Origin of the sequence: Treponema berlinense, assembly GCF_052273165.1 — a bacterium.
Classification (GTDB): Bacteria; Spirochaetota; Spirochaetia; order Treponematales; family Treponemataceae; genus Treponema_D; species Treponema_D berlinense_A.
In genome coordinates this window covers 66,479-86,440 of the sequence record NZ_DAVZIU010000007.1, presented here as the reverse complement: position 1 = coordinate 86,440, position 19,962 = coordinate 66,479, and the positions used below count along the sequence as shown (strand labels likewise).

Here is a 19,962-nt window from a genome sequence, read left to right as displayed (position 1 = left end):
TGTCGTTGCCGTTTTTGTCTTTTGTAACTGAATACGGAATCAGATATCCTTTTGAGTCAATCTGAGCAAGTGCTTCTTCTACTGTTCCGTCAAGTTTGAATTCAAAAACGTAAACAGCACACGCCCTTTTTGCAAGGCTTATAGAATTATCCAGACAGTACATCCGAAACATTCTGGCAGTACATCCGAAACATTCTAACAGTACATCCGAAACATTCTAACAGTACATCCAAAATATTCTGACAGTACATCCGAAATATTCTGACAATACATAAGAATGTTTTAGACAATATATTCAATGCCTAACTGCAATTTTTAAAATCTTGTGCAAATAAAAGTTGACACCGAAACAAAAATTGATGTTACAAATATATATGCATCTCTTGTATTGGACTTACTTTGTAAGAAGAGTAATTGTTTCTCCATTTTCTTTATCCTGAGAAATGACAAGACGCAAAGTCTTTGAACAATTTTTAGCAGCTTTGCCTTTGCTGAAGTAAATCAGTTTATCCTTAAGAATTATTGCAATATTCATTTTTTCATTTTTTAAAAACTTGAATGTTAAATCAAATAAAATTATCAACATAATAGCTTCCACAACGTTCGGAGTCTATTTAATTCATGAAAATCTTTTTCTACCCATTGTTATTTTTTTAAGCTATTTCAAAACTTAAAGAATAGGCTGTATAATCAAGGCATGAGAAAATTCAAGGTAGTTGCTCCTTACGAGCCAAGCGGCGATCAGGGACAGGCAATAGAAAAATTAAGCGAAGGCTTTTTGCGTGGCGACAGATACCAGACGTTAAAGGGCGTTACTGGTTCTGGAAAAACCTTTACCATGGCAAAAATAATCGAAAAAGTTCAGCGTCCGACTCTCATCATCTCGCACAACAAGACGCTTTCCGCCCAGCTTTACCGGGAATTCAAATCTTTCTTTCCAGAAAATGCAGTTGAATATTTTGTTTCTTATTACGATTATTACCAGCCAGAAGCATACGTTCCTGCACGAGATTTGTACATAGAAAAAGATGCCGATGTAAACAAAGAAATTGACCAGCTTCGCCTAAAAGCTACATATTCCCTTATGGAAAGGCGCGATGTGATCGTTGTAGCTACAGTCAGCTGCATTTACGGTCTTGGTATGCCTGACCTCTACAAAGAAATGCGTGTTCATATCGAAAAAGGTGAAATTTTTGATACGCGAAAATTTGAACGGCAGATGACTTCAATTCAATACCAGCGAAACGATATGGTTTTAGAACGCGGAAATTTTCGTGTCAGAGGCGATGTAATCGAAGTTTTTCCGCCATATATGGAAACCGACACCGCATACAGAATCGAACTTGATTTTGACGAAATTTCTTCAATAAAACGTTTTAATGTTCTCACCCGCGAAATCGAAGAAGAATTGGACGAAATGCAATTTTATCCGTCAAAGCATTTCGTAGTACCGCAGGATGCGCTTTTTAAGGCTACAGACAGAATTCTCGAAGAAATGGCTGAACAGGTCAAAAAATTCCAGATTGAACAAAAACCTCTCGAGGCCGAAAGAATAAAAAGTCGGACAACATACGACGTAGAAATGATGAAAGAAATGGGCTACTGTTCTGGAATCGAAAATTACTCAGGTCCAATCTCTGGCAGAAAACACGGCGAACCGCCAGCAACTCTCCTGCATTATTTTCCAGACGACTTTTTATGCCTGATTGACGAAGCCCACGTTACAGTTCCGCAAATTGGAGCTATGTACGAAGGCGACAGAAGCCGAAAACAAAATCTTATCGACTTCGGGTTCCGCCTGCCTTCTGCCCTCGACAACCGCCCTCTAAAATTTGACGAGTTTGAAAAAAAACTGAATCAAGTTATTTACGTAACGGCAACTCCGCGCAAAGAAGAAATAAAACAGTCAACACAAGTTGTAGAACAGTTGATCCGCCCAACTGGACTTTTAGATCCAATAATCGAAGTCCGCCCGAGCGAAGGTCAAATGGAAGACATTTACAACGAAGTAAAAAAGCGCATTGAAAAACACGAACGGAGCCTTATTCTTACGCTGACAAAAAAAATGGCAGAGGATTTGACTGACTATCTTCTTGGATTGAATTTAAAAGTAAAATATATTCACTCGGAAATCGACACTTTTGAGCGTGTTGAAATTCTAAAAAGCCTCAGATTGGGCGAAATCGACGTTTTAATCGGTATCAACCTGCTGCGCGAAGGAATTGACCTTCCAGAAGTAAGTTTTATCGCAATTCTCGACGCAGACAAAATCGGCTTCTTGCGCTCGACCACATCTTTAATCCAGATTGTAGGACGCGCCGCCCGCAACGAAAACGGAATGGTCGTAATGTACGCAGATGCAATCACGCCGGCAATAAAAGAAACCGTAGAAGAAACAAAACGCCGCCGTGCAATCCAGCAAAAATACAATGAAGAGCACGAAATTACGCCTCACACCGTAAGCAAGGCTGTTCAAGACATACTCGTGCGTCAACAAAAAGATGCCGAAGAAAACGAAAAAATGCAGCTCGAAGTTTTAAAAAAGAACGCAAACCTGTTCGACCCAAAACAGCGCAAAAAGCTGATCGAAGCCCTAAAAAAAGAAATGAGCGATTGTGCCGACCGGCTTGAATACGAACAGGCAGCCGCAATCCGCGATCAAATACAAGAAATTGAAGCAACTTACGGCAAAAAATAGAACTTAGCAAAAACGTGCGCAGCCGGCATTCAAATTTTTGTCGGCCAGCGCACAAAAAAGTTCTCTGGACATAAAAAAAACCGGCCCACGAAGAACCGGTTATTCAGAAAGATTCAATAATTATTCAGCTTTTGGTGCACCAGCATTTGCAGGAACAACATTGATTTTCTTTGTTACAAAACCACTGCGAAGACAGCGAGTGCAAACGTTCAAAGTACGTGTTGTACCAGCGATTTCTGTCTTTACTTTAAGGAGATTTGGTCTCCAAGTGCGGCGTGTGTGGTTGTATGATTTAGAAACTTTGTTACCTGTCATTGAACCTTTCAAGCAAACATCACAAACTCTTGACATAATATATACCTACCTCAAAATCAATTCAACGTGAGTTCCATTATTTTAAGAAATTCTTCCTCTTATGTCAATTCAAAAAACTAATTTTATGCCAAATTTATGCGTTAATTTGTCCAAAAATCAGTTTTTTTGTATCTATTCCGAAGCGCATTAGTTTTCTTACAAAAAGACAAAACTCTCACTCACAATCCAGTTCAAGACCGTCAAACGCAGGACTAACAGTTCCGCCATTTTCAACAATTTTTTGCAGATTATTAAATTCCGGCAGTTTTTTATCAATATAATTCTGAATTTCTCCATGCAAAAAGTCGTGGGAAAGATGAGTAAACCAAGTATGCAAAGCTCCAATTTTATCTGCATAAAAAAGCGCCTGATCAAAATTATTGTGCGAAGAGTGTTTATCTGCACGTAGAGCGTCGATTACAAGATGATCAAGGATTCCGTCGGAGCAGGCATTTTTTACCCGGTTTAAGGAATTTTCACTTATAAAATTGCAGTCGGTCAGATAAGCAATTGAATGTTTTTTTTCATTTAGTTTTTTAGAAAAAATCCAGCCTGTCGTTTTTATGCAGCCATGTTCCATCGGAACAGGAACAACGCAAAGTTCTCCAAGTTCAAGCGGATTTTTTTCGTTGTAAGAATCAACATCTATTATGTTCAGTTTTGGAGTTCCGCCGCCTTTTTCGTGAGTCATAAAAATATAATGAAAATTTGTCTTAACGCATTTTTCAGAATCTGAACTCATGTACATTGCAAGGCCTTTTCCAGCAGTTTCTGGAAATTTTTTGGAAAGTCTTTCGTCACAGTTCATTGCGCTGGAATTTTTGTGGCTAAAAATTCTTAAATCATCAATTCCGTGAATATGATCTGCGTGAGGATGTGTAAGGAAAACCGCATCAAGCTTGCAAAGATTTATACGGAGAGCCTGTTCTCGAAAATCCGGGCCGACATCAATGAGAAAATTTCTGTCACCTGAGCCATCTTTTATAGAAAGAAGCGCGCTCGCTCTGAGCCGATTGTCTTTTTTGTCTTCAGACTTACAAACTTTGCAATTACAGGCAATTACAGGCACGCCATGACTTGTTCCAGATCCCAAAATCGTCAGTTTCATATAAAAAGATTTTAATTAAAACAAAGTTTTCTGTCAAAACACTACATCTAGCGTAAATTATTGACCACAGCCGCCTTGAAGTGCTAGTATTAGTGTACATCAATCACATTTTTATGGGAGAATAAAATGCCTTATTCAGAACCAACCAACCTGGGTGTAATCGCATGTCCAGGCGGTGCTGCATTTGCGGACGAAGTAATCACTCACCTTCGTCACATGTACAAACATCGTTTTACATTAAAAAACGACGTAATTTCTAAACGATATACTTTAGACAAAGACAAACTGATTAAGGACATCAACTTCCGCAACGACATGGTAACTTCTGACCTTGTTGTACGTGGAGCAATCGACAAATACCGTGCGCCAGACTTTAAAATCAACACTGCTTTTACCTGGTTTGCAAACGGTGAAATCAAAGCAGAATTGATGGATTCTGTCCGTGGAAAAGATATTTACATTTTTCAGGATGCAGAAAACCACCAGCCAATCGAAATGAACGGCGGAAAGAACGTTGTTACATTCTCTGTAAACGACCACGTAATGACTCTTCTCGTAACAATCGATGCTGTTCAGCAGGCTGGAGCAAAGTCAATCACTCTTGTACTTCCGGCATTTCCTTACAGCCGCCAGCACAAAAAGAAGGGCCGCGAAGGTCTTACAGCAGCGCTTCTCTGCCACATATACGAAATGCGTGGAGTTGACCGCGTAATTACTCTCGACATTCACTCTCGCGAAATTGTAAACGCATTCAACACGACACATCTCGAAAACCTCCATGCTTCTTATCAGGTTATCCGCGAACTTACAAAGGTTGTAAACCTTTCTGGTCCAGACAAAGAAGATTTAGTTGTAGTAAGTCCTGACACAGGCGCAATCGACCGCAACAAATTCTATGCGACAGGCTTAAAAGTTCCACTCGCAATGATTTACAAAGAGCGCGATTATTCTGTTGTAACGCAGAATGCAAAACAGACAAACATTAAAAGCGTTAAACTTCTTGGCGACGTTAAAGGAAAAGTTGCCTTCCTTGCAGATGATATGCTCGGAACAGGTGGAACACTCCTTAAAGCAATGCAGTTCTTGCAGGAACAGGGCGCAACAAAGGTAATCGCTGCAATTTCACTTCCGTTCTTTACAGGAAATGCAATTGAACTGTTCGATGAAGCTTATAAAAACGGTCAGTTCTACCGCATAATTGGAACAAATGCCGTTTACCATCCAGAATTAAAAGAAAAAGAATGGTTTATAAGCACAAACGTTTCTGGTCTTTTTGCAAATGTTATTACAAGAATTCATCACAACCAGAGCTTGAGCGATCTTTTGGACAACAGAACGATTATTGACAAACTGATTAAAAAGTCTGACGACACGGAAGAAACTCAGGCATAAATAAAAAATTATTAAAAACTGTCTGACAGGCAAGGTCCTTTTCAGACAGTTTTTTTTTGCACAAATGGCAAATCTCCGCAAATTGTTGTAAAATGAAAATAAGCCTCGAAGCTTAAAAAATTCGGACAAGGGGCTGGAGGGGCGGCAAAGCCGTTCCAAAAAACTGGCGGCTGAGCCAGTTTTTTGGAATAAAACCCCGCAAGACCCGGTTTTTGCGACAGCAAAAATGGCCCCGAAAAAAAAATTGGAGATTTTTATGAAAGATGCTATTCTTTGTGTTGATATTGGAACTTCTTCGTTAAAAGCGGCTCTTATGCCGGATTCGCCAAAAAGCATTGCCTATGCACGCGCGAATTTTACGGAAAAAGACGAATCGAAAATTGCACGGGAATGGGTCGGGGCGTTAAAACAGGCTGTCGAAGAATTAAAGCAAAAATCGCCGGACACAGGAATCGAAGCAATCTGTATTTCTGGAAACGGACCGACGGTTGTAAGCAACAACGGACTGACACTTCTCTGGTCTAAAAATGCGCCAACTTCCGTTTCTGACAAAAAATCAATGTGGATTCCGAGGCTAGATGCCTTTAGAAAACTCCACACTCACCACTGGTACGAATCAGACAAGATTTTTGGAACTCCAGAATACCTGATTTACTGTCTGACAGGAAACGCCGTAACAATTCTTCCTGAAGAACGTTTTAGAGAAATTTACTGGACAGAAGAACAGCTCAAGGCAGAAGGTTTTTCTGACGACGAAATAAAAAAACTGCCTCCATTTGTAAAACCTGGAACTCTCGCCGGAAAAATTACTAAGCAGGCAGCTGAAGAAACAGGTCTTCTTGAGGGAACATTGGTTTTTTGCGGTGCGCCTGATTTTGTTGTTGCGCTGATTGGAACAGACACTCTCGACACTGGCATGCTATGCGACCGTTCAGGTTCAAGCGAGGGACTGAATCTCTGCACTCCTATTCCGCTCAATTCACCAAATATCCGCACAATGCCGTCGATTATTCCAGGAATGTGGAATGCGGCGGTAATTATTCCAGATACAGGAAGCAGGTTTGCAATTTTTAAACAAAAGGTTGAAGACGAATTAAAAACAAAAATTACGCACAAAAAACTCGTTGCGCAGCTTGCAGACACTCCGACTTTTGAAAATCCGCAGATTTTGACGGACGAACAAAAAAAAGAAGGACTTGCGATTATTCACGATGTAACACACCAGCTTTGGGCGGCCCTCAACATTCTAAAAAAAGCCTCGGAAGAAGCAGGTCTTCCACAACCAAGAAGCATTACCGTAACCGGTGGCCAGGCTCTGAACGAAAAATGGACTCAGATAAAATGCGACACTCTCTGTGTTCCGTTTGTTGTGACTGAGTGCGTGGATGCGGAACTTGCAGGCGACAACATTCTTGCAAGAATTTCGCTCGGTTATTACGACTCGATTGAAGAAGCGGCATTTGTTCTTGTAAAAAAATCGCACGTTTATACTCCAGCAATGCCTGCTGACCACGCGTAAACGCAAACAGGCACTACATTTTAATGAAGATTTGTTTTATTCCAGAAAAAGTCCGCGTCCTGATTTTTGATATAGATTCTACGCTCTATACAAATTCTGAGTACGCAAATGAGCAGATTGACGGTCAAATCCGGCATTTTGCCAAAATACAAAAAATTCCTGCTGACGAAGCGCGCAGGCTTTTTTCTGATTTTAGAAAAAATTGGGCGCAAACGCATTCCGGGCAAAAAATCAGTCTCGGAAACCTTCTTACTAATTTTGGAATTTCGATTGAAGAAAGCATTTTGTGGAGAAAAAAACTTATAAATCCTGCTGAATTTTTAAAACCAGACGCAAGGCTTTTTAAAACTCTTTCCGACTTAAAAGAAAAATTTTATCTTATCTGCGTAACAAACAATCCTGTTCTAACGGCAAGAAAAACCCTCGAAGCCCTGGGAATTTCCGAGCTTATTCCAGAAATCATCGGTCTTGACACAACTCTAAAATCAAAACCTGCCAGAGAGATTTTTGAGCTTGCTGCAAAAACCGCAGAAACAGCACTTAACACAAAAATAAAATTTGAAGAATGCATAAGCATTGGAGATCGTTACGATATTGACCTTGACCTGCCGTTAAAACTTGGAATGGGCGCAATTCTTGTTGACGGCGTAAAAGACGTTTATTTGCTTCCAGAAGTTTTGTAATATAATTATATTGTGTTATAATCTGTACTGATTTTAAGAAAAAATTCTACGGAAGTTCTATGGAAATCGAAACATTTAAAGACAGAATAAACCTCACAAACAATGGAAAACTTCAGATTTTTTTCATTGGAACTGGAAGCGCCTTTAACAAAGTCGATTTTCAGAACAACCTGCTTGTAATAAAGGGACAGGATCATGTTTTGATTGACTGCGGAACTTTATTTTCTTACGCCTTAAAAACGTACAACACTCCGCTCACAAAAATCCGCACGATTTTACCGACGCACTCACATTCTGACCACATTGGAGGCCTTGAAGAAGTTGCCTACACAAATTTTTATGTGACAAGACAAAAACCTTCTCTTATTATTCCTGATTTTTACAAAAAAACTCTTTGGGAAAAAAGCCTGGCCGGGGCCTGCTCTTACGGCGAGGAAAAAGGAATAGACAATTTTTTTACTTTTGACGATTATTTTAAGCAAATCTGTCCAGTTGAACTAAAAAACACTCCGCGCCCAGTTTACGAGGCAAATGCAGGTTCAATAAACTTAAAGCTCGTAAGAACAAGGCATATTCTTTGCCCAAATGCAGACTGGAACAAAATTTTTTATTCTGTCGGAGTTTTAATAGATGACAGAATTTTCTTTAGCGGAGATACAAAATTTGACCGTCCAATGCTGGACTGGATTGAACAGACTTATAAACCAGAATGTATTTTTCATGAATGCATTTTGTCTGAAAGTCCTGTTCATTCTTCTTACGATGAACTTTTAACGCTTCCAGAAGAAATGCGCAAAAAAATGATTCTCTGCCACTACGGCGAAAACCACAGGGAATTTTTACCTCAAGATGACGGTTTTGCGGGTTTTGCAGAACGAGGTCTTTATTATACTTTTTAGAAAAAGCGCGTGGCATTTGAAAAAATCTTTGTTTTTTGTTAGAATTGTCTTATTCGACTCTGTAGCTCAGCTGGATAGAGCATCCGCCTCCTAAGCGGAAGGTCGCGCGTTCGACTCGCGTTGGAGTCATAAAAAAAGCGCCAGGAACACGGAGGGCGGCGCAGCCGGTGCAAAGCACCGAGGGCACCGAAGCCCGCAGTACTCCGACCCGCAAAAGCGGGTGGCGCCCAAAAATTAGTTCTTGCAGAAAAGAATCGAGCCTAAAACTACAAGATGTCCTGCAAAATTCCAGAGCCATTTCATAAAGTTGTGGAAATTTCCGTCGATAAAATCACTCAAGACAATTGCAACAATCCAGACGATCATAATAATGAGCATCAGAATGCTTTTAAACTTTCCGAGGCTACCGATAAAAAGTTCAAGAACAAGATAAATCCCTGCAAGAAGTTCGATTATTGAAAATACAATTACCGCAATGTTTTCTGCACTGCCGCTAAACACGCTCTTTAGAGAGTTAATTCCAAAATCGCCACCGCCCTGCAAGCCCCAAATACCGCCGACAGCCAGCAAAAGACCAAGCGAAAACTGAATAATCAACTTCTCAACCGAAAAACTTTTTTTTGCCATAATTTAATTCCTCCAAACATTTAAAAAATGTTTTTCAATATAAAATTATAGCACACAAAAATTCGATTTTAAACTTTGGATTTTAAAAGTTTTAATTTTTTTTGTAGACTAATTCGAAAATTTCGCAGACAACAGGCATTTCTTCGTCAAAATCAAAACCGCAAAGGTCGGCTTCTTCTTCAAAAAAGTCCCGCTCTTTTTCCTGCCAGGCTTCAAGAGTTTCGTCCTCGCCGTCCTGCTGAGCAAGTTCCCAGCTGATTTGGCTGAATGGAATTATTTTTACGTCTTTTACGCGGATTACAGCGCAAGGATTTTCCTGAGTATCTTCCACAACGTAAACTTCGCCAGCAACAGGAAGTTTTTCGCGATTTATTTCAAAAGAAGGAAAAGGTGTAAAGATTGCAGTTTTTTTTTCGCCAAGCACGAGATTTAACTGCGACTGTCCTGTCCACCCCGAATCTTCAAAACAAAGTTCGCCATTATAGATCGCTTCCTGTGGTTTTTGACCGGTCTTTGCCAAATATTCGTTCCAGAATTGAAGTACTGTCATTTTAATTTTCCTGTTTTTTTGTGCAGATTATTTTTAGAATAAAAGAAATTATAAAGAAAATTGACGGAACAACCGTAAAAAAAAGCGACATAAACGGAAGATTGAAAATTTTTAAAGAAAAATCGCTTACAATTCCAACTTTTAATAAAAGCTCAAAAACAAGACCTGCGTAACTAAAAATTGCTCCGCAAATCATAAAAATCCAAGCAGAATCACGAGTCCGGCTCAAAAGAAAAATTGCCAGAAAAGCAGTAATTCCGCCAAAAATAAGTTTTACAATGTAAAAAACCACTTCGCTTTCAAGCATTTTTCTTACCTTCCAAATTTAAAATTTTTAAAAGTCAAAAGGTGATTTTTCCAGCTTTTTAAAAACTCCAGAATCTGCTCCAAAAGGCACAATGCTCGGCACAGAAAAAAACGGACTTACGACAAGCTCACAGTCCAGACAATGCTGAACAAAATTTTCGTATTTTTCCGGCGGAATTTTCGGAAAGAGCCAAGGTCCCTGTCTTGTCCAGTATTTTGTCAAAACTTTGTCGTATTTAAACCAATCTTTTTCTTCTCGAACCTGAAGCGCTTTTATTAAATCATAAAAAGAACGTGTTACCGCAGCTTCTAAAGCCGCAGGAATAAAGGCAGAACCAAAACCGGTCTGTGAGTTTTCAACAAATTCGCTTTTTACGGCAACAATCCAAATATTCTGCGCCCAGGCAAGCGGAGGAGCAATCAAAACACAGACGGCATTTTTCCAGTCAATATTCTGCACATTCCACGGGCGATAAACAAAAGTTCCGTCTTTGCTTATGGCAAGGCTTTTTTTAAGAGCATCTTCTTTTGAATTACAGATAATTGCAATCCTTTCATCGTTCAGCAGTACGCTTACGGCACGGCTCAATCTTGAAAGTCCAGAATTTTTTGAAACAGCATTAAAATCCGTAACAAAACTTCCTGTAAGACCGCGGCTTATTATGTTCTTAAAAATCGTCCAGCCGCTAAAAAAATCGCTTCCCCAGCCCAAAACAGCCCGGCCGCCTTCCAAAAACATATCTGTAAGACGAACACGCTTTTCTGTGTACAAAAAATTTCCGCGCGCCCTTTTTACAGTTCCGAAACGAGATTTTATGCTCTCTGCAAGAATATTGATTTCTGTCATTTTATCTTTTTTTACAGTTTTGCAAGTTTTTCGCCCACAAGCTTAGAAGCCATTCCCGGATTTGCTTTTCCCTTAGAAGCCTTCATAACCTGTCCAGTGAGCCAGCCGACAACATTTGTCTTTCCAGCCTTAAAATCTGCAACTGCCTTTGGATTTTCTTCAATTACCTTGTTTACGATTTCTTCAATTGCACCAGAATCAGAAACAGTTTCCATTCCTTCTGCCTTGATGATTTCGTCAGGCATTTTTGAAGTTTCGAGCATTTTGGCAAAGACAGTTTTTCCCTGAGCGTTGGAGATTTTTTTGTCTGCAATCGCATTTACAAGCTCTGTTATATGTTTTGGACTGATGTTCACTTCGCTTATAGTCTTTCTCTGTTCGTTCAAAACGGCAAGAAGTTCTGCCAAAATCCAGTTTGCAACTTTTTTAACGTCTTTTGCGCCTTCCGCCGCTTCTTCAAACCAAAGCGCAAGCTCGCGGGTGGAAGTTAAAGTTTCAACATCGAAGTCTGAAAGGCCAAACTGTTTTTGAAGACGAATTCTCTTCGATTCCGGAAGTTCGCCTACACGGTCTTTTGCGCGCTCAATTAACTCTTCGTTTACCTTGAACGGCTTAATATCTGGTTCAACAACAAAACGATAGTCAACAAAAGAGTTTTTCGTACGCATAATTTGAGTAACGCCCTTGTCTTCGTCCCAGTTCATTGTATTTTTGTAGCCAGGGTTAAATTCCTGACGGTCTTCCATAAATTCCTTAAGCTGTCTTTTTGCTTCGTAAGCACAGGCTTCGCGAATTGATTTAAAAGAGTTAAGGTTTTTAATTTCAGAAATCGGAGTATGATAAAGTTTTCCGTCTTCCCAAACATTCAGGTTGATGTTTGCGTCACAACGCATGTTTCCTTCTTCGAGGTTTCCGTTTGTAACTTTTACATAGCGCAAAATTTCCTGAACAGTCTGCATAAAAAGTGCCGCTTCTTCTGGAGAGGTCATGTCAGGTTTAGTTACAATTTCAATCAAAGGAGTGCCAGAACGGTTGTAATCAATGTAAGAATGTTTTCCAGGCAAGTGGAGCGACTTACCAACATCTTCCTCAAGGTGAATGCGTTCAATGCGCACACGGCGGTATTTTTTGCCTTCATTTTCGACAATGCAGTTTTCACCTTTAAAATTATTCGGACGGAATTTTTCGCCGCCCTCCTGCTCTTCTTTTGAATAATGCGAAAGAGGAAGATCAACATGTCCGTCAATGCAAAGAGGAATATCGTACTGAGTAATCTGATAACCTTTTGTAAGGTCAGGATAAAAATAGTGTTTGCGGTCAAATTTTGTAAAACGCGAAATATCACAGTTCAAAGCCAGGCCTGCAACCGCACCAAGCTCAACATAACCTTTAGAAATACGAGGCATTGCTCCTGGAAGTCCAAGACAAACCGGGCAGACACGAGTGTTCGGCATACCGCCATATTTATTTTCGCAGGCACAAAAAGCCTTGGTTTTAGTCAAAAGCTGTGTATGAATCTCGCAGCCGATTACTATTTCATATTTGTCAATTGCCATAATTTTCTCCAACTTTTTTGGGCGTTTCCCTCACTTGCGTTCGGGCCGGGTGTTTCGTGGTTTCGCACTTCCGCGCTCCATTGCTCCACTTCGCCCTGCTTCATTGCGCAACGGCTTCGCCGCCACTACACCCCCTAACGCAAAATCCGACTTTTAGTTTTGAACCTGTTCATGAACAGGAATTCCGCAACCCTTATGGTCTTCTTCCCAGGCCTGCGCAGTCTGCAAAATCTTGAGTTCATCAAACATTTTTCCAGCAAACTGAATTCCAACTGGCATGCAAGAAGCATTTTTATTTTCTTTAGAAGTAAATCCAGCTGGAACAGAAATTGAAGGAATTCTCGCAAGGTTTACAAAAGTCGTAAACAAATCGCTCAAGTACATTTCAAGAGGGTCGTCAACTTTTGAGCCGAGCTTAAACGAAGCTGTCGGACAGGTTGGACACAAAATCAAGTCGTAATTTTCAAAAAGAGAAGCAACTTCGCGCTGAATTCTCGCACGAACGCTCATGCCTTTTTTGTAAGTTTCTCCAGAAAACTGCTCAGAAAGAACATAGTTTCCGATTATAATTCTTCGCTTTACTTCCGGACCAAAACCGTTTGAACGAGTGTCGATATAAAGCTGATCGTAACCTTTTTCGTTGTCAATGCGATTTCCGTAACGAATTCCATCAAAACGGCTCAAATTTGAAGCGGCTTCTGAAAGCGCAATTACATAGTAAGAAGCAATTGAAGCGTCCAAAACTGGAAGGTCAACAATTTCGATTTTTGCGCCTTTGGAAACAAACCATTCTTTTACATCGGCAAAAACTTTTGCAACGTCGGCATCCATTCCCTTGGCTTCTTCAAACTGTTTAGGAACTGCAATTTGAAGCTTAGAAACGTCTATTGCTTCAAGATTTTTAAGTTTGTCGCAATTCGGCAAATCGGCAGAAGTATCATCGTAAAAATCAACACCAGACATTAAAGAAAGAGGAAGAGCAATGTCTTTTGGAGAGTGACCGATAATTCCAACCTGATCCAAAGAAGAACCGTAAGCAACAACGCCCCAGCGGCTCAAAACTCCGTAAGTAGGCTTTAAACCGTAAACTCCGCAGTAAGAAGCAGGAAGACGCACAGAACCGCCAGTTTCCGTACCAAGACCAAAAAGAGCCTGGTTTGCAGCAACGGCCGCCGTAGAACCTCCAGAAGAACCGCCAGAAACATAATCGCGGTTAATCGGATTGCGAGTAGGGCCGTAAATCGAATACTCGGTCGAAGAGCCCATGGCAAATTCATCCTGATTGCAACGACCAAAAGGAATTGCGCCAGCGTTTAAAAGGCGGGCAACTACAGTTGCGTTGTAAGGAGCGCGGTAACCTTCAAGAATTTTTGAAGAACAGGTAAGGCTCTTGCCTTTTACAGAAATATTGTCTTTAACGGCAAACGGCACACCTAAAAGAGGCTTTTGCTCAAACAGTTTTTCGACTGTGCCACTTTTTTTTGCAGAAGCAATTTCTTCGTCTGCAAGTTTTGCCTTTTCAAGAACATCAGAATAAACTTCGAGAAAAGCATTGAGCGGTTTTTCTGAATTTTTATCTTTTTCAAAAGTATCAATTGAAGAGCGAACTAAATCTTCGGAAGTTGTTTTTCCAGATTTTAACGCCTCTACAGTTTCTTCTATTGTATAAAACATATTTTCACCTTATGCAGATTTTATTTTAAGCGCCTTCGCCCAAAACTTTAGGAACCTGATAGTATCCGTCCATAAATTTGTCTGTTGTCTGCTTGATGTCTGGAATTTCAAGTCCCTGAACAACTTTGTCCTCGCGGAGTTGTTCAGCTTCTGTCGAAGGATAAGCGTCGTAAGGATTTTCTGAGTCGTCATATTTGGAAAGAATATCAAAATATCCGACAATTTCGTCAACCTGTTTTTTCAGAGTAGCCATATCTGTACTTTCTGGAGAAAGCCGGCTGAGCTGAAGTAAATTAGAAAGAGTTGTTTCGTCTACGGTTTTCATAAACTGTATTTTACAAAAAAACGCAAAAATATGGAAGTAAAAGAAATAATCAGGATTTTTTAGGCCAATATAAAAAAATCAAAGATTTCAAAAACACAGATAAAAAAACTCCGCCAGACAAACGCCCGACGGAGCCTTTTTTACATCAATTTTTTTACAGGTTACTGTCCGATTTTTGTAAGTCCTGTCTTATGAGCAAGTAAAGCAGAATTCAATTCTTCATTTACAGCGTAACTTGCATCATCAGTTGAATTATCAAAATTCCAAGCAAAATCAGGATTGTGCCGACCAGCAAATTTAAGAACGGAAGCCTTTGCATCATCAGGAGATGTCGGCAGATTTGTAAGACCAAGACCTATATCACCTAAAGTTGTATCAAAATTTGAATAAGCATGGTTTCCAGACTTTGAGAGAACAGTTGCGGGAACAGTCTCACTGCGTTCGTCAACCTCGTAAGCATCAATGTCGGACATATTAGCTCCGCTTGAAAGAGTTGTCTCCCAACCAGTTGCAGCGATAACCTTAATTTCAGAGATATTAAGCGAATTAGAACCAGAATTCATAACAGCAATTGTGCTGTCCTTTGTCACAGAAACAGCAATTTCAACATCTGCGTAAGCTGTGTTTGCAATCGCTTCACTCTTTGTACCGTTAACGCTTACAGTCGTTGTAGCTCCTGATGTTGAAGATCCTGTTTTAGCCTTTAAGATAACTTTTGCCGTGTTTGCAGGAACATCAAGATAGAACATAGTCTTTCCTTTTGAACCTTGATAGTAAGCGCCTTTCTTTGTTGCATCTTCTATTGCAATCAGAGAATTTGAAGAAATTGTATCGGTAGAATCCGTAACAACAGAATCATAAATAGTCCAAGTTCCGTCAGAGTTTTTTGTTCCGACAGTTTCAGTCCATTCTCTGTATTCGCCAAGCTCCTTATTGTTTGTATAATCAAACTTGTTTGTTATGAACTGGAAAGAAACACCGTTTGTATTGTTCTGTTCAAATTTGTTATTATAAGATTTGATTCCGCCACCTTCTTCGCCAGAGAAAGTTCCAGTACCACGAGCGTCCGTTCCCTGCTTAGAAATCATCATCGGATCATGCGCATTACGGAAGAAATTTCCTTCAACAAAAGCATTTCCACCTGAAGTTACGCCAACACCATATTTTGAATTTCCGTCAAAGTAATTGTTGTAAATATGAACAGACATTGTTCTAATTCTCGGATGGCGTGAATCTGAATGGTCAAACCAGTTATGATGATAAGTAATATAGTTTGGACCGCTTTCAGATTTCATTCCACAGAGAGACATTTTTCCACTGTCCCAGAAGTGGTTATAGGAAATTGTTACGTACTGAGAATTGTCTTTCAAGTCCATTGAACCGTCGCCTTTAACCTGGTCAGCATCACTTCCTGCATCTCCATAGAAAAAGTCATTATTATGAACCCAAACATAAGTGCTTTTCTTAAGAGAAACACCGTCGCCGTCGTGTCCGCCTCCCCATTTCATAAGGCCAAGATTTTTGATTTCAATAAAGTCTGAAGCAAACGCTGCAACTCCAGCCACCATAGTCGCATCATCTCCGACACCTTCAATCGTCACATAATTAGCTTCTTTTACGCCAAGAGCATATGCGCTAGACATATCAGAACAAGAAAGGCCATCAAGCGTGAGTTTTCCAATAATGCGGATATCAACAGGAGTTTTTCCAGTATTTTTAGTCTTTATTGCCTGAGTAATATCAGCAATTCCTGTATATTCCTTTCCGCCGATTGTTGCTGTAACAGTCTTTTTGTTTTCCTCAGTAAGATAAATTACAATTGCGCCATCTTTCAATGTTCCATCAAGATTGTATGCTCCAGGAACAGCTCCATCCGTAAACGCAAATCCAGAACGGTCATTATCAAGAACTGTCATAACAGCAGTTGACTCAGTTTTTCCACCGTCAACACTTACAGAAATTGTGTGCCTTCCAGCAGTAAGTCCAAGAGCGTCAGCACGCACAACATTGCTCAAGGTTTTCTTTTCATAAGAGACCGCAAGATTTGCCCCCTCGCTCTTTTCATAATAATTGTAAGTATCATAAAAACGGATAAGTTCGTTATCGATTTTCGTTCCATCAACTTTCACAGTGTAAGTCGCTCCGCTGATTTGATTGAATACAACATAAGCAGAGTTTAGCCAGCCTTCGCTCTTTACAATTTTTACAGTTTTATTTGCAACGTCTGCCTCATTATCAACATCAAAATTGTCGTCACCGCTACTTGAATTCGTTCTTCTCAACGTAAAAGAAATTTCCTTTGTTTTTCCGTTTTCAACAGTTGCATCAGCTTCGCCTGACATTGCAACAGACTCTCTATGGCCAAGTTCAGAGTCGCTCATTGCAACAGTAGCTGTCAGTTTGAAAGTGTAAGTTCCGACAGGCACACTCACCGCGCTCAATTCACTCTCGCTAGCCCAGCTTGCAGCCTTAGTAAATCCGCTTGCGCCAGAAGCCTTGTAGAAAAGTTTAATGTCTGAATAAGAAACGTAGCTTACTGCACGGCCATGGCTAAAACTTATAGAAACACTTCCACATCCATCGCCAGCGCTAGAAGGCTCATCAGCTCCAAGAGCAGAGCATCCTGACGCACAAAAAGCAATCATCGCCGTCATAGCAAGCGAAGCAATTTTATTTAAGATTTTTGAAAATCTTTTCATTTAATTCTCCATCAATATCTTTTTTTATAAATCGGGCGTTCCCGGCGCAAGCGCCGGTCGGGTGTTTCGGGGTTGCATTGCTACGCAACGCTGCGCGCCCCTACACCCCCTAACGCATTCTTATTTTACACTGCCCGAAATTGTCCTTAAACAGTCTGCGTCAAAACAACGTTTTCCGTTTTTGTATTTTTTATTCGATAAAAATTACACCAATATTCAAAGTGTCGCCTTTATTGATTGTAAAGCTGTCTCCAGCAGGAGCTTGGAATGTTGCAACAAAAGCACCTCCGTCACTAACCGCAATCACTTTCGTACCGTTATACTTTATTGCTTTTGCTGCATCACAAACAACTTTTATTGTTTTTCCTGCCGCACCAGAAATTGTAATTACAGTTGAAGATTCCATTTTTACAACAGGGTTATAAGTAACACCATTATAATCAATAGTTACATCCTTCTTTATACTTCCTGTAATTGACACGGCAATTGCGTCATTATCAGATAAAGCCGAAACTGCCTTCGTTCCACTAAATGTGATTGTTGTCAAAGCTCCATATTTTGAACAACCTTCCTGTTTTCCACAGTTATTTGCAGCGTCTTCTGTTGCATAATGAGTTCCGCAGTTTGTGCATTTTGGCAATTCTGTCCAGTTTGCTGTAAATGTCACATCGCTTGTAATTGCAGAATCTGTTGTCAATCCTTCAACACTGCTTGCCCAAGAAAGGCTGTAGTTTTCTTTTGTCCAAGTTGGAACATTTGCTTTTTCACCATTGTAAACGGTCTGTGTATCTTCAGCATTTGTGCCGTCAGAATCTACAAATTTTACAGTATATTTTGCATCTTCTGTCCAGTTTGCCGTAAACGTTACGTCGCCTGTAATTACAGAATCTGTTGTCAAACCTGCAACACTTGAAGTCCAGCCTGCAAATGTAAAGTGCTCTCTTGTCCATTCAGGAACACTTCCAACAACTTCTCCCGAAATTACTTCAACTGTTACGTCGGCATTTGTTCCACTTTCGTCCTTAAATGTTACTGTATAAGTTGTTCCCCAGTTTGCCGTAAAGGTTACTGTTTTTTCAGTTTCGCCTTCTGAAAGAGAAATTGAATCGTCAAAATCAGCTTTATTTCCATTTTCATCAATCCAGGTAAGTGCAAAATTTTCTTTTTCCCAACTTGGAGGAACAACAGTACTTCCCGACTTGATTACCATTGTAACACTTTCGTTTCCGTTTTCGTCGCTGTCTTTAAAAATTACGGTAACGTGCGAAGTACAAGAATCAACTTCTGCCTGTGAATGATAAACAGAGCCGCAAATTGCGCACTTGTAATGTTCACAGTTTTTAACCTGTTCTGTAAAATAATAAATTTTTCCGCATTTTCCGCAGCTAATAGAACCGTCAGCGTTTACCACAGCTGAAACACTTCCTGTTTCTGTTGGTGAGCCGCTCTCAGTGTTTCCACCTGTAGAACCGTTTTCTGAGCCTGAGCCGCTTCCTGCACTACCACCTGTAGTGCCGCCTTCTGTGCTTCCAGTGCCTGAGCCGCTCTCAGAACTTCCACCTGTAGAACCGTCTTCTGAGCCTGAGCCGCTTCCTGCACTACCACCTGTAGTGCCGCCTTCTGTGCCTGATTCTGTTTTTTTCGCGATTTTTACTGTGTATACGTCTGAAGACTTTCCATTTTCTGTGCCTTTTAAAGTTGCGGTAACTTTAATTTTTACTTCTTTTTCTTCTGTGGCACAATTTGGAACAAGTTTTGAAGTTTTTGCATCTGAATTTTTTCCAAAAGAAGCATAATCGCTTCCTTCTGCAACTTCCCAGCTGTATTCAATTCCAGCTCCTTCGAGATTATTGCCATCTACACCTGCTGTAAGTTCAACTGGCTCTGAAACAGCGTTTTCCGGGATTCCAGAAATTGTGACCTTTGTAATTTCCGGATAATCGTCGCCCCCCCCCGAATCCGAATTACAGCCTGCAAAAATCAATGCCGCAGTGGCCATTGCAAAAATTGCAGTCTTAAAAAAACTTTTTTTCATTTTTAAATTCCTCCTGCTTTTGCAGATATTTTTTTCTGTTATAAAAATATCTGTTATTACATAATCGTATAAAAGAAAAATCTAAAACAAACGGCTATTTGAACTTTTCAGACATTTTTAAAGTTTTTAAAATTTTGTTGTAAATTTTTGAATTGTTTTTTCCGAAAAGCTCTAAAATGTCTATTTACGTGCGCAAAACTCGTTCTTTTTACTGTTCGCTAATGCGAACGCCCTTGTCCTCCCGGACAAGGGATTTTTGCGTGCACGCACGCTGCGACTTTTGCTTGCGCAAAACTCGTTCTTTTTACTGTTCGCTATTGCGAACGCCCTTGTCCTCCCGGACAAGGGATTTTTGCGTGCATGCACGCTGCGACTTTTGCTTGCGCAAAACTCGTTCTTTTTACTGTTCGCTAATGCGAACGCCCTTGTCCTCCCGGACAAGGGATTTTTGCGTGCACGCACGCTGCGACTTTTGCTTGCGCAAAACTCGTTCTTTTTACTGTTCGCTATTGCGAACGCCCTTGTCCTCCCGGACAAGGGATTTTTGCGTGCACGCACGCTGCGACTTTTGCTTGCGCAAAACTCGTTCTTTTTACTGTTCGCTATTGCGAACGCCCTTGTCCTCCCGGACAAGGGATTTTTGCGTGCATGCACGCTGCGACTTTTGCTTGCGCAAAACTCGTTCTTTTT

The 19,962-nt window shown here is 40.3% G+C and carries 18 protein-coding genes and 1 tRNA gene; 7 read left to right on the top strand and 12 right to left on the bottom strand.

Translation table 11 applies throughout. From position 1 onward, the window contains the following. Positions 1-394: 394 nt before the first annotated feature. Positions 395-586: a hypothetical protein gene (locus tag ACT6XC_RS04155; protein WP_443740898.1), complete on the bottom strand. Its 192-nt coding sequence runs from the start codon at positions 584-586 to the stop codon at positions 395-397. 111 nt (positions 587-697) lie between these two features. Between ACT6XC_RS04155 and uvrB the strand changes: the two genes are divergently transcribed. Next, positions 698-2,698, top strand: a complete 2,001-nt coding sequence (gene uvrB, locus ACT6XC_RS04150; RefSeq protein ID WP_443740897.1) for an excinuclease ABC subunit UvrB — start codon at positions 698-700, stop codon at positions 2,696-2,698. Between the two features lie 120 nt (positions 2,699-2,818). Here the strand turns inward: uvrB and rpmB are convergent, their stop codons facing one another. Then, complete coding sequence (rpmB, locus tag ACT6XC_RS04145; RefSeq protein ID WP_078930688.1) at positions 2,819-3,049, bottom strand: 50S ribosomal protein L28; 231 nt, start codon at positions 3,047-3,049, stop codon at positions 2,819-2,821. Between the two features lie 178 nt (positions 3,050-3,227). Then, positions 3,228-4,160, bottom strand: coding sequence for an MBL fold metallo-hydrolase (locus tag ACT6XC_RS04140; protein WP_443740896.1), 933 nt, complete (start codon positions 4,158-4,160; stop codon positions 3,228-3,230). Positions 4,161-4,286: 126 nt separating this feature from the next. Between ACT6XC_RS04140 and prs the strand changes: the two genes are divergently transcribed. The 5 genes from prs to ACT6XC_RS04115 all read left to right on the top strand — a co-directional run bounded on the left by prs (position 4,287) and on the right by ACT6XC_RS04115 (position 8,782). Further along, positions 4,287-5,552 carry a ribose-phosphate diphosphokinase gene (prs, locus tag ACT6XC_RS04135; RefSeq protein WP_078930690.1) on the top strand — a complete coding sequence of 422 codons (1,266 nt, stop codon included), beginning with the start codon at positions 4,287-4,289 and terminating at the stop codon, positions 5,550-5,552. A 256-nt stretch (positions 5,553-5,808) separates the two neighbouring features. After that, positions 5,809-7,071, top strand: a complete 1,263-nt coding sequence (locus tag ACT6XC_RS04130; protein WP_443740895.1) for an FGGY-family carbohydrate kinase — start codon at positions 5,809-5,811, stop codon at positions 7,069-7,071. Between the two features lie 23 nt (positions 7,072-7,094). Next, a complete protein-coding gene (locus ACT6XC_RS04125; protein ID WP_443740894.1) occupies positions 7,095-7,754 on the top strand; it encodes an HAD family hydrolase in 660 nt (219 codons plus the stop codon). Positions 7,755-7,813: 59 nt separating this feature from the next. After that, positions 7,814-8,653: an MBL fold metallo-hydrolase gene (locus ACT6XC_RS04120; RefSeq protein WP_443740893.1), complete on the top strand. Its 840-nt coding sequence runs from the start codon at positions 7,814-7,816 to the stop codon at positions 8,651-8,653. 55 nt (positions 8,654-8,708) lie between these two features. Next, a tRNA-Arg gene (locus ACT6XC_RS04115) sits at positions 8,709-8,782 on the top strand. 105 nt (positions 8,783-8,887) lie between these two features. Here the strand turns inward: ACT6XC_RS04115 and ACT6XC_RS04110 are convergent. From ACT6XC_RS04110 to ACT6XC_RS04070, 9 genes are all read right to left on the bottom strand, one after another. Further along, positions 8,888-9,280 (bottom strand): hypothetical protein, encoded by a 393-nt coding sequence (locus ACT6XC_RS04110; RefSeq protein ID WP_443740892.1) that lies wholly within the window; start codon positions 9,278-9,280, stop codon positions 8,888-8,890. Positions 9,281-9,371: 91 nt separating this feature from the next. Then, positions 9,372-9,830: an ASCH domain-containing protein gene (locus ACT6XC_RS04105; RefSeq protein ID WP_443737747.1), complete on the bottom strand. Its 459-nt coding sequence runs from the start codon at positions 9,828-9,830 to the stop codon at positions 9,372-9,374. 1 nt (position 9,831) lies between these two features. After that, positions 9,832-10,137, bottom strand: coding sequence for a hypothetical protein (locus tag ACT6XC_RS04100; RefSeq protein WP_443740891.1), 306 nt, complete (start codon positions 10,135-10,137; stop codon positions 9,832-9,834). 27 nt (positions 10,138-10,164) lie between these two features. Continuing rightward, positions 10,165-10,983: a hypothetical protein gene (locus ACT6XC_RS04095; protein ID WP_443740890.1), complete on the bottom strand. Its 819-nt coding sequence runs from the start codon at positions 10,981-10,983 to the stop codon at positions 10,165-10,167. A gap of 11 nt (positions 10,984-10,994) precedes the next feature. Continuing rightward, entirely contained in the window at positions 10,995-12,539 is a 1,545-nt protein-coding gene (gene gatB / locus ACT6XC_RS04090; protein ID WP_443740889.1) for an Asp-tRNA(Asn)/Glu-tRNA(Gln) amidotransferase subunit GatB, read from the bottom strand. A gap of 153 nt (positions 12,540-12,692) precedes the next feature. After that, positions 12,693-14,213 carry an Asp-tRNA(Asn)/Glu-tRNA(Gln) amidotransferase subunit GatA gene (gatA, locus tag ACT6XC_RS04085; protein WP_443740888.1) on the bottom strand — a complete coding sequence of 507 codons (1,521 nt, stop codon included), beginning with the start codon at positions 14,211-14,213 and terminating at the stop codon, positions 12,693-12,695. 25 nt (positions 14,214-14,238) lie between these two features. Next, positions 14,239-14,538, bottom strand: a complete 300-nt coding sequence (gatC, locus tag ACT6XC_RS04080) for an Asp-tRNA(Asn)/Glu-tRNA(Gln) amidotransferase subunit GatC (protein ID WP_443737752.1) — start codon at positions 14,536-14,538, stop codon at positions 14,239-14,241. A 161-nt stretch (positions 14,539-14,699) separates the two neighbouring features. Then, a complete protein-coding gene (locus ACT6XC_RS04075; RefSeq protein WP_443740887.1) occupies positions 14,700-17,237 on the bottom strand; it encodes a pectate lyase family protein in 2,538 nt (845 codons plus the stop codon). 190 nt (positions 17,238-17,427) lie between these two features. After that, the gene (locus ACT6XC_RS04070) at positions 17,428-19,272 is read right to left on the bottom strand and encodes an InlB B-repeat-containing protein (RefSeq protein ID WP_443740886.1); all 1,845 of its coding nucleotides are present in this window, start codon (positions 19,270-19,272) and stop codon (positions 17,428-17,430) included. Between the two features lie 256 nt (positions 19,273-19,528). On the opposite strand from ACT6XC_RS04070, the gene ACT6XC_RS04065 reads away from it, so the two are divergent. Beyond that, the coding region (locus ACT6XC_RS04065; protein WP_443740885.1) for a hypothetical protein at positions 19,529-19,962 on the top strand (434 nt) is incomplete at its 3' end.

Coding starts and splice junctions, on each gene's coding strand:
- ACT6XC_RS04140 (WP_443740896.1), bottom strand. CDS start 4,160: ATGAAACTGACGATTTTGGGATCTGGAACAAGTCATGGCGTGCCTGTA.
- ACT6XC_RS04095 (WP_443740890.1), bottom strand. CDS start 10,983: ATGACAGAAATCAATATTCTTGCAGAGAGCATAAAATCTCGTTTCGGA.
- gatA (WP_443740888.1), bottom strand. CDS start 14,213: ATGTTTTATACAATAGAAGAAACTGTAGAGGCGTTAAAATCTGGAAAA.
- ACT6XC_RS04070 (WP_443740886.1), bottom strand. CDS start 19,272: ATGAAAAAAAGTTTTTTTAAGACTGCAATTTTTGCAATGGCCACTGCG.
- ACT6XC_RS04130 (WP_443740895.1), top strand. CDS start 5,809: ATGAAAGATGCTATTCTTTGTGTTGATATTGGAACTTCTTCGTTAAAA.
- ACT6XC_RS04125 (WP_443740894.1), top strand. CDS start 7,095: ATGAAGATTTGTTTTATTCCAGAAAAAGTCCGCGTCCTGATTTTTGAT.
- rpmB (WP_078930688.1), bottom strand. CDS start 3,049: ATGTCAAGAGTTTGTGATGTTTGCTTGAAAGGTTCAATGACAGGTAAC.
- ACT6XC_RS04105 (WP_443737747.1), bottom strand. CDS start 9,830: ATGACAGTACTTCAATTCTGGAACGAATATTTGGCAAAGACCGGTCAA.
- gatC (WP_443737752.1), bottom strand. CDS start 14,538: ATGAAAACCGTAGACGAAACAACTCTTTCTAATTTACTTCAGCTCAGC.
- ACT6XC_RS04100 (WP_443740891.1), bottom strand. CDS start 10,137: ATGCTTGAAAGCGAAGTGGTTTTTTACATTGTAAAACTTATTTTTGGC.
- ACT6XC_RS04120 (WP_443740893.1), top strand. CDS start 7,814: ATGGAAATCGAAACATTTAAAGACAGAATAAACCTCACAAACAATGGA.
- gatB (WP_443740889.1), bottom strand. CDS start 12,539: ATGGCAATTGACAAATATGAAATAGTAATCGGCTGCGAGATTCATACA.
- prs (WP_078930690.1), top strand. CDS start 4,287: ATGCCTTATTCAGAACCAACCAACCTGGGTGTAATCGCATGTCCAGGC.
- uvrB (WP_443740897.1), top strand. CDS start 698: ATGAGAAAATTCAAGGTAGTTGCTCCTTACGAGCCAAGCGGCGATCAG.
- ACT6XC_RS04075 (WP_443740887.1), bottom strand. CDS start 17,237: ATGAAAAGATTTTCAAAAATCTTAAATAAAATTGCTTCGCTTGCTATG.
- ACT6XC_RS04110 (WP_443740892.1), bottom strand. CDS start 9,280: ATGGCAAAAAAAAGTTTTTCGGTTGAGAAGTTGATTATTCAGTTTTCG.
- ACT6XC_RS04155 (WP_443740898.1), bottom strand. CDS start 586: ATGTTGATAATTTTATTTGATTTAACATTCAAGTTTTTAAAAAATGAA.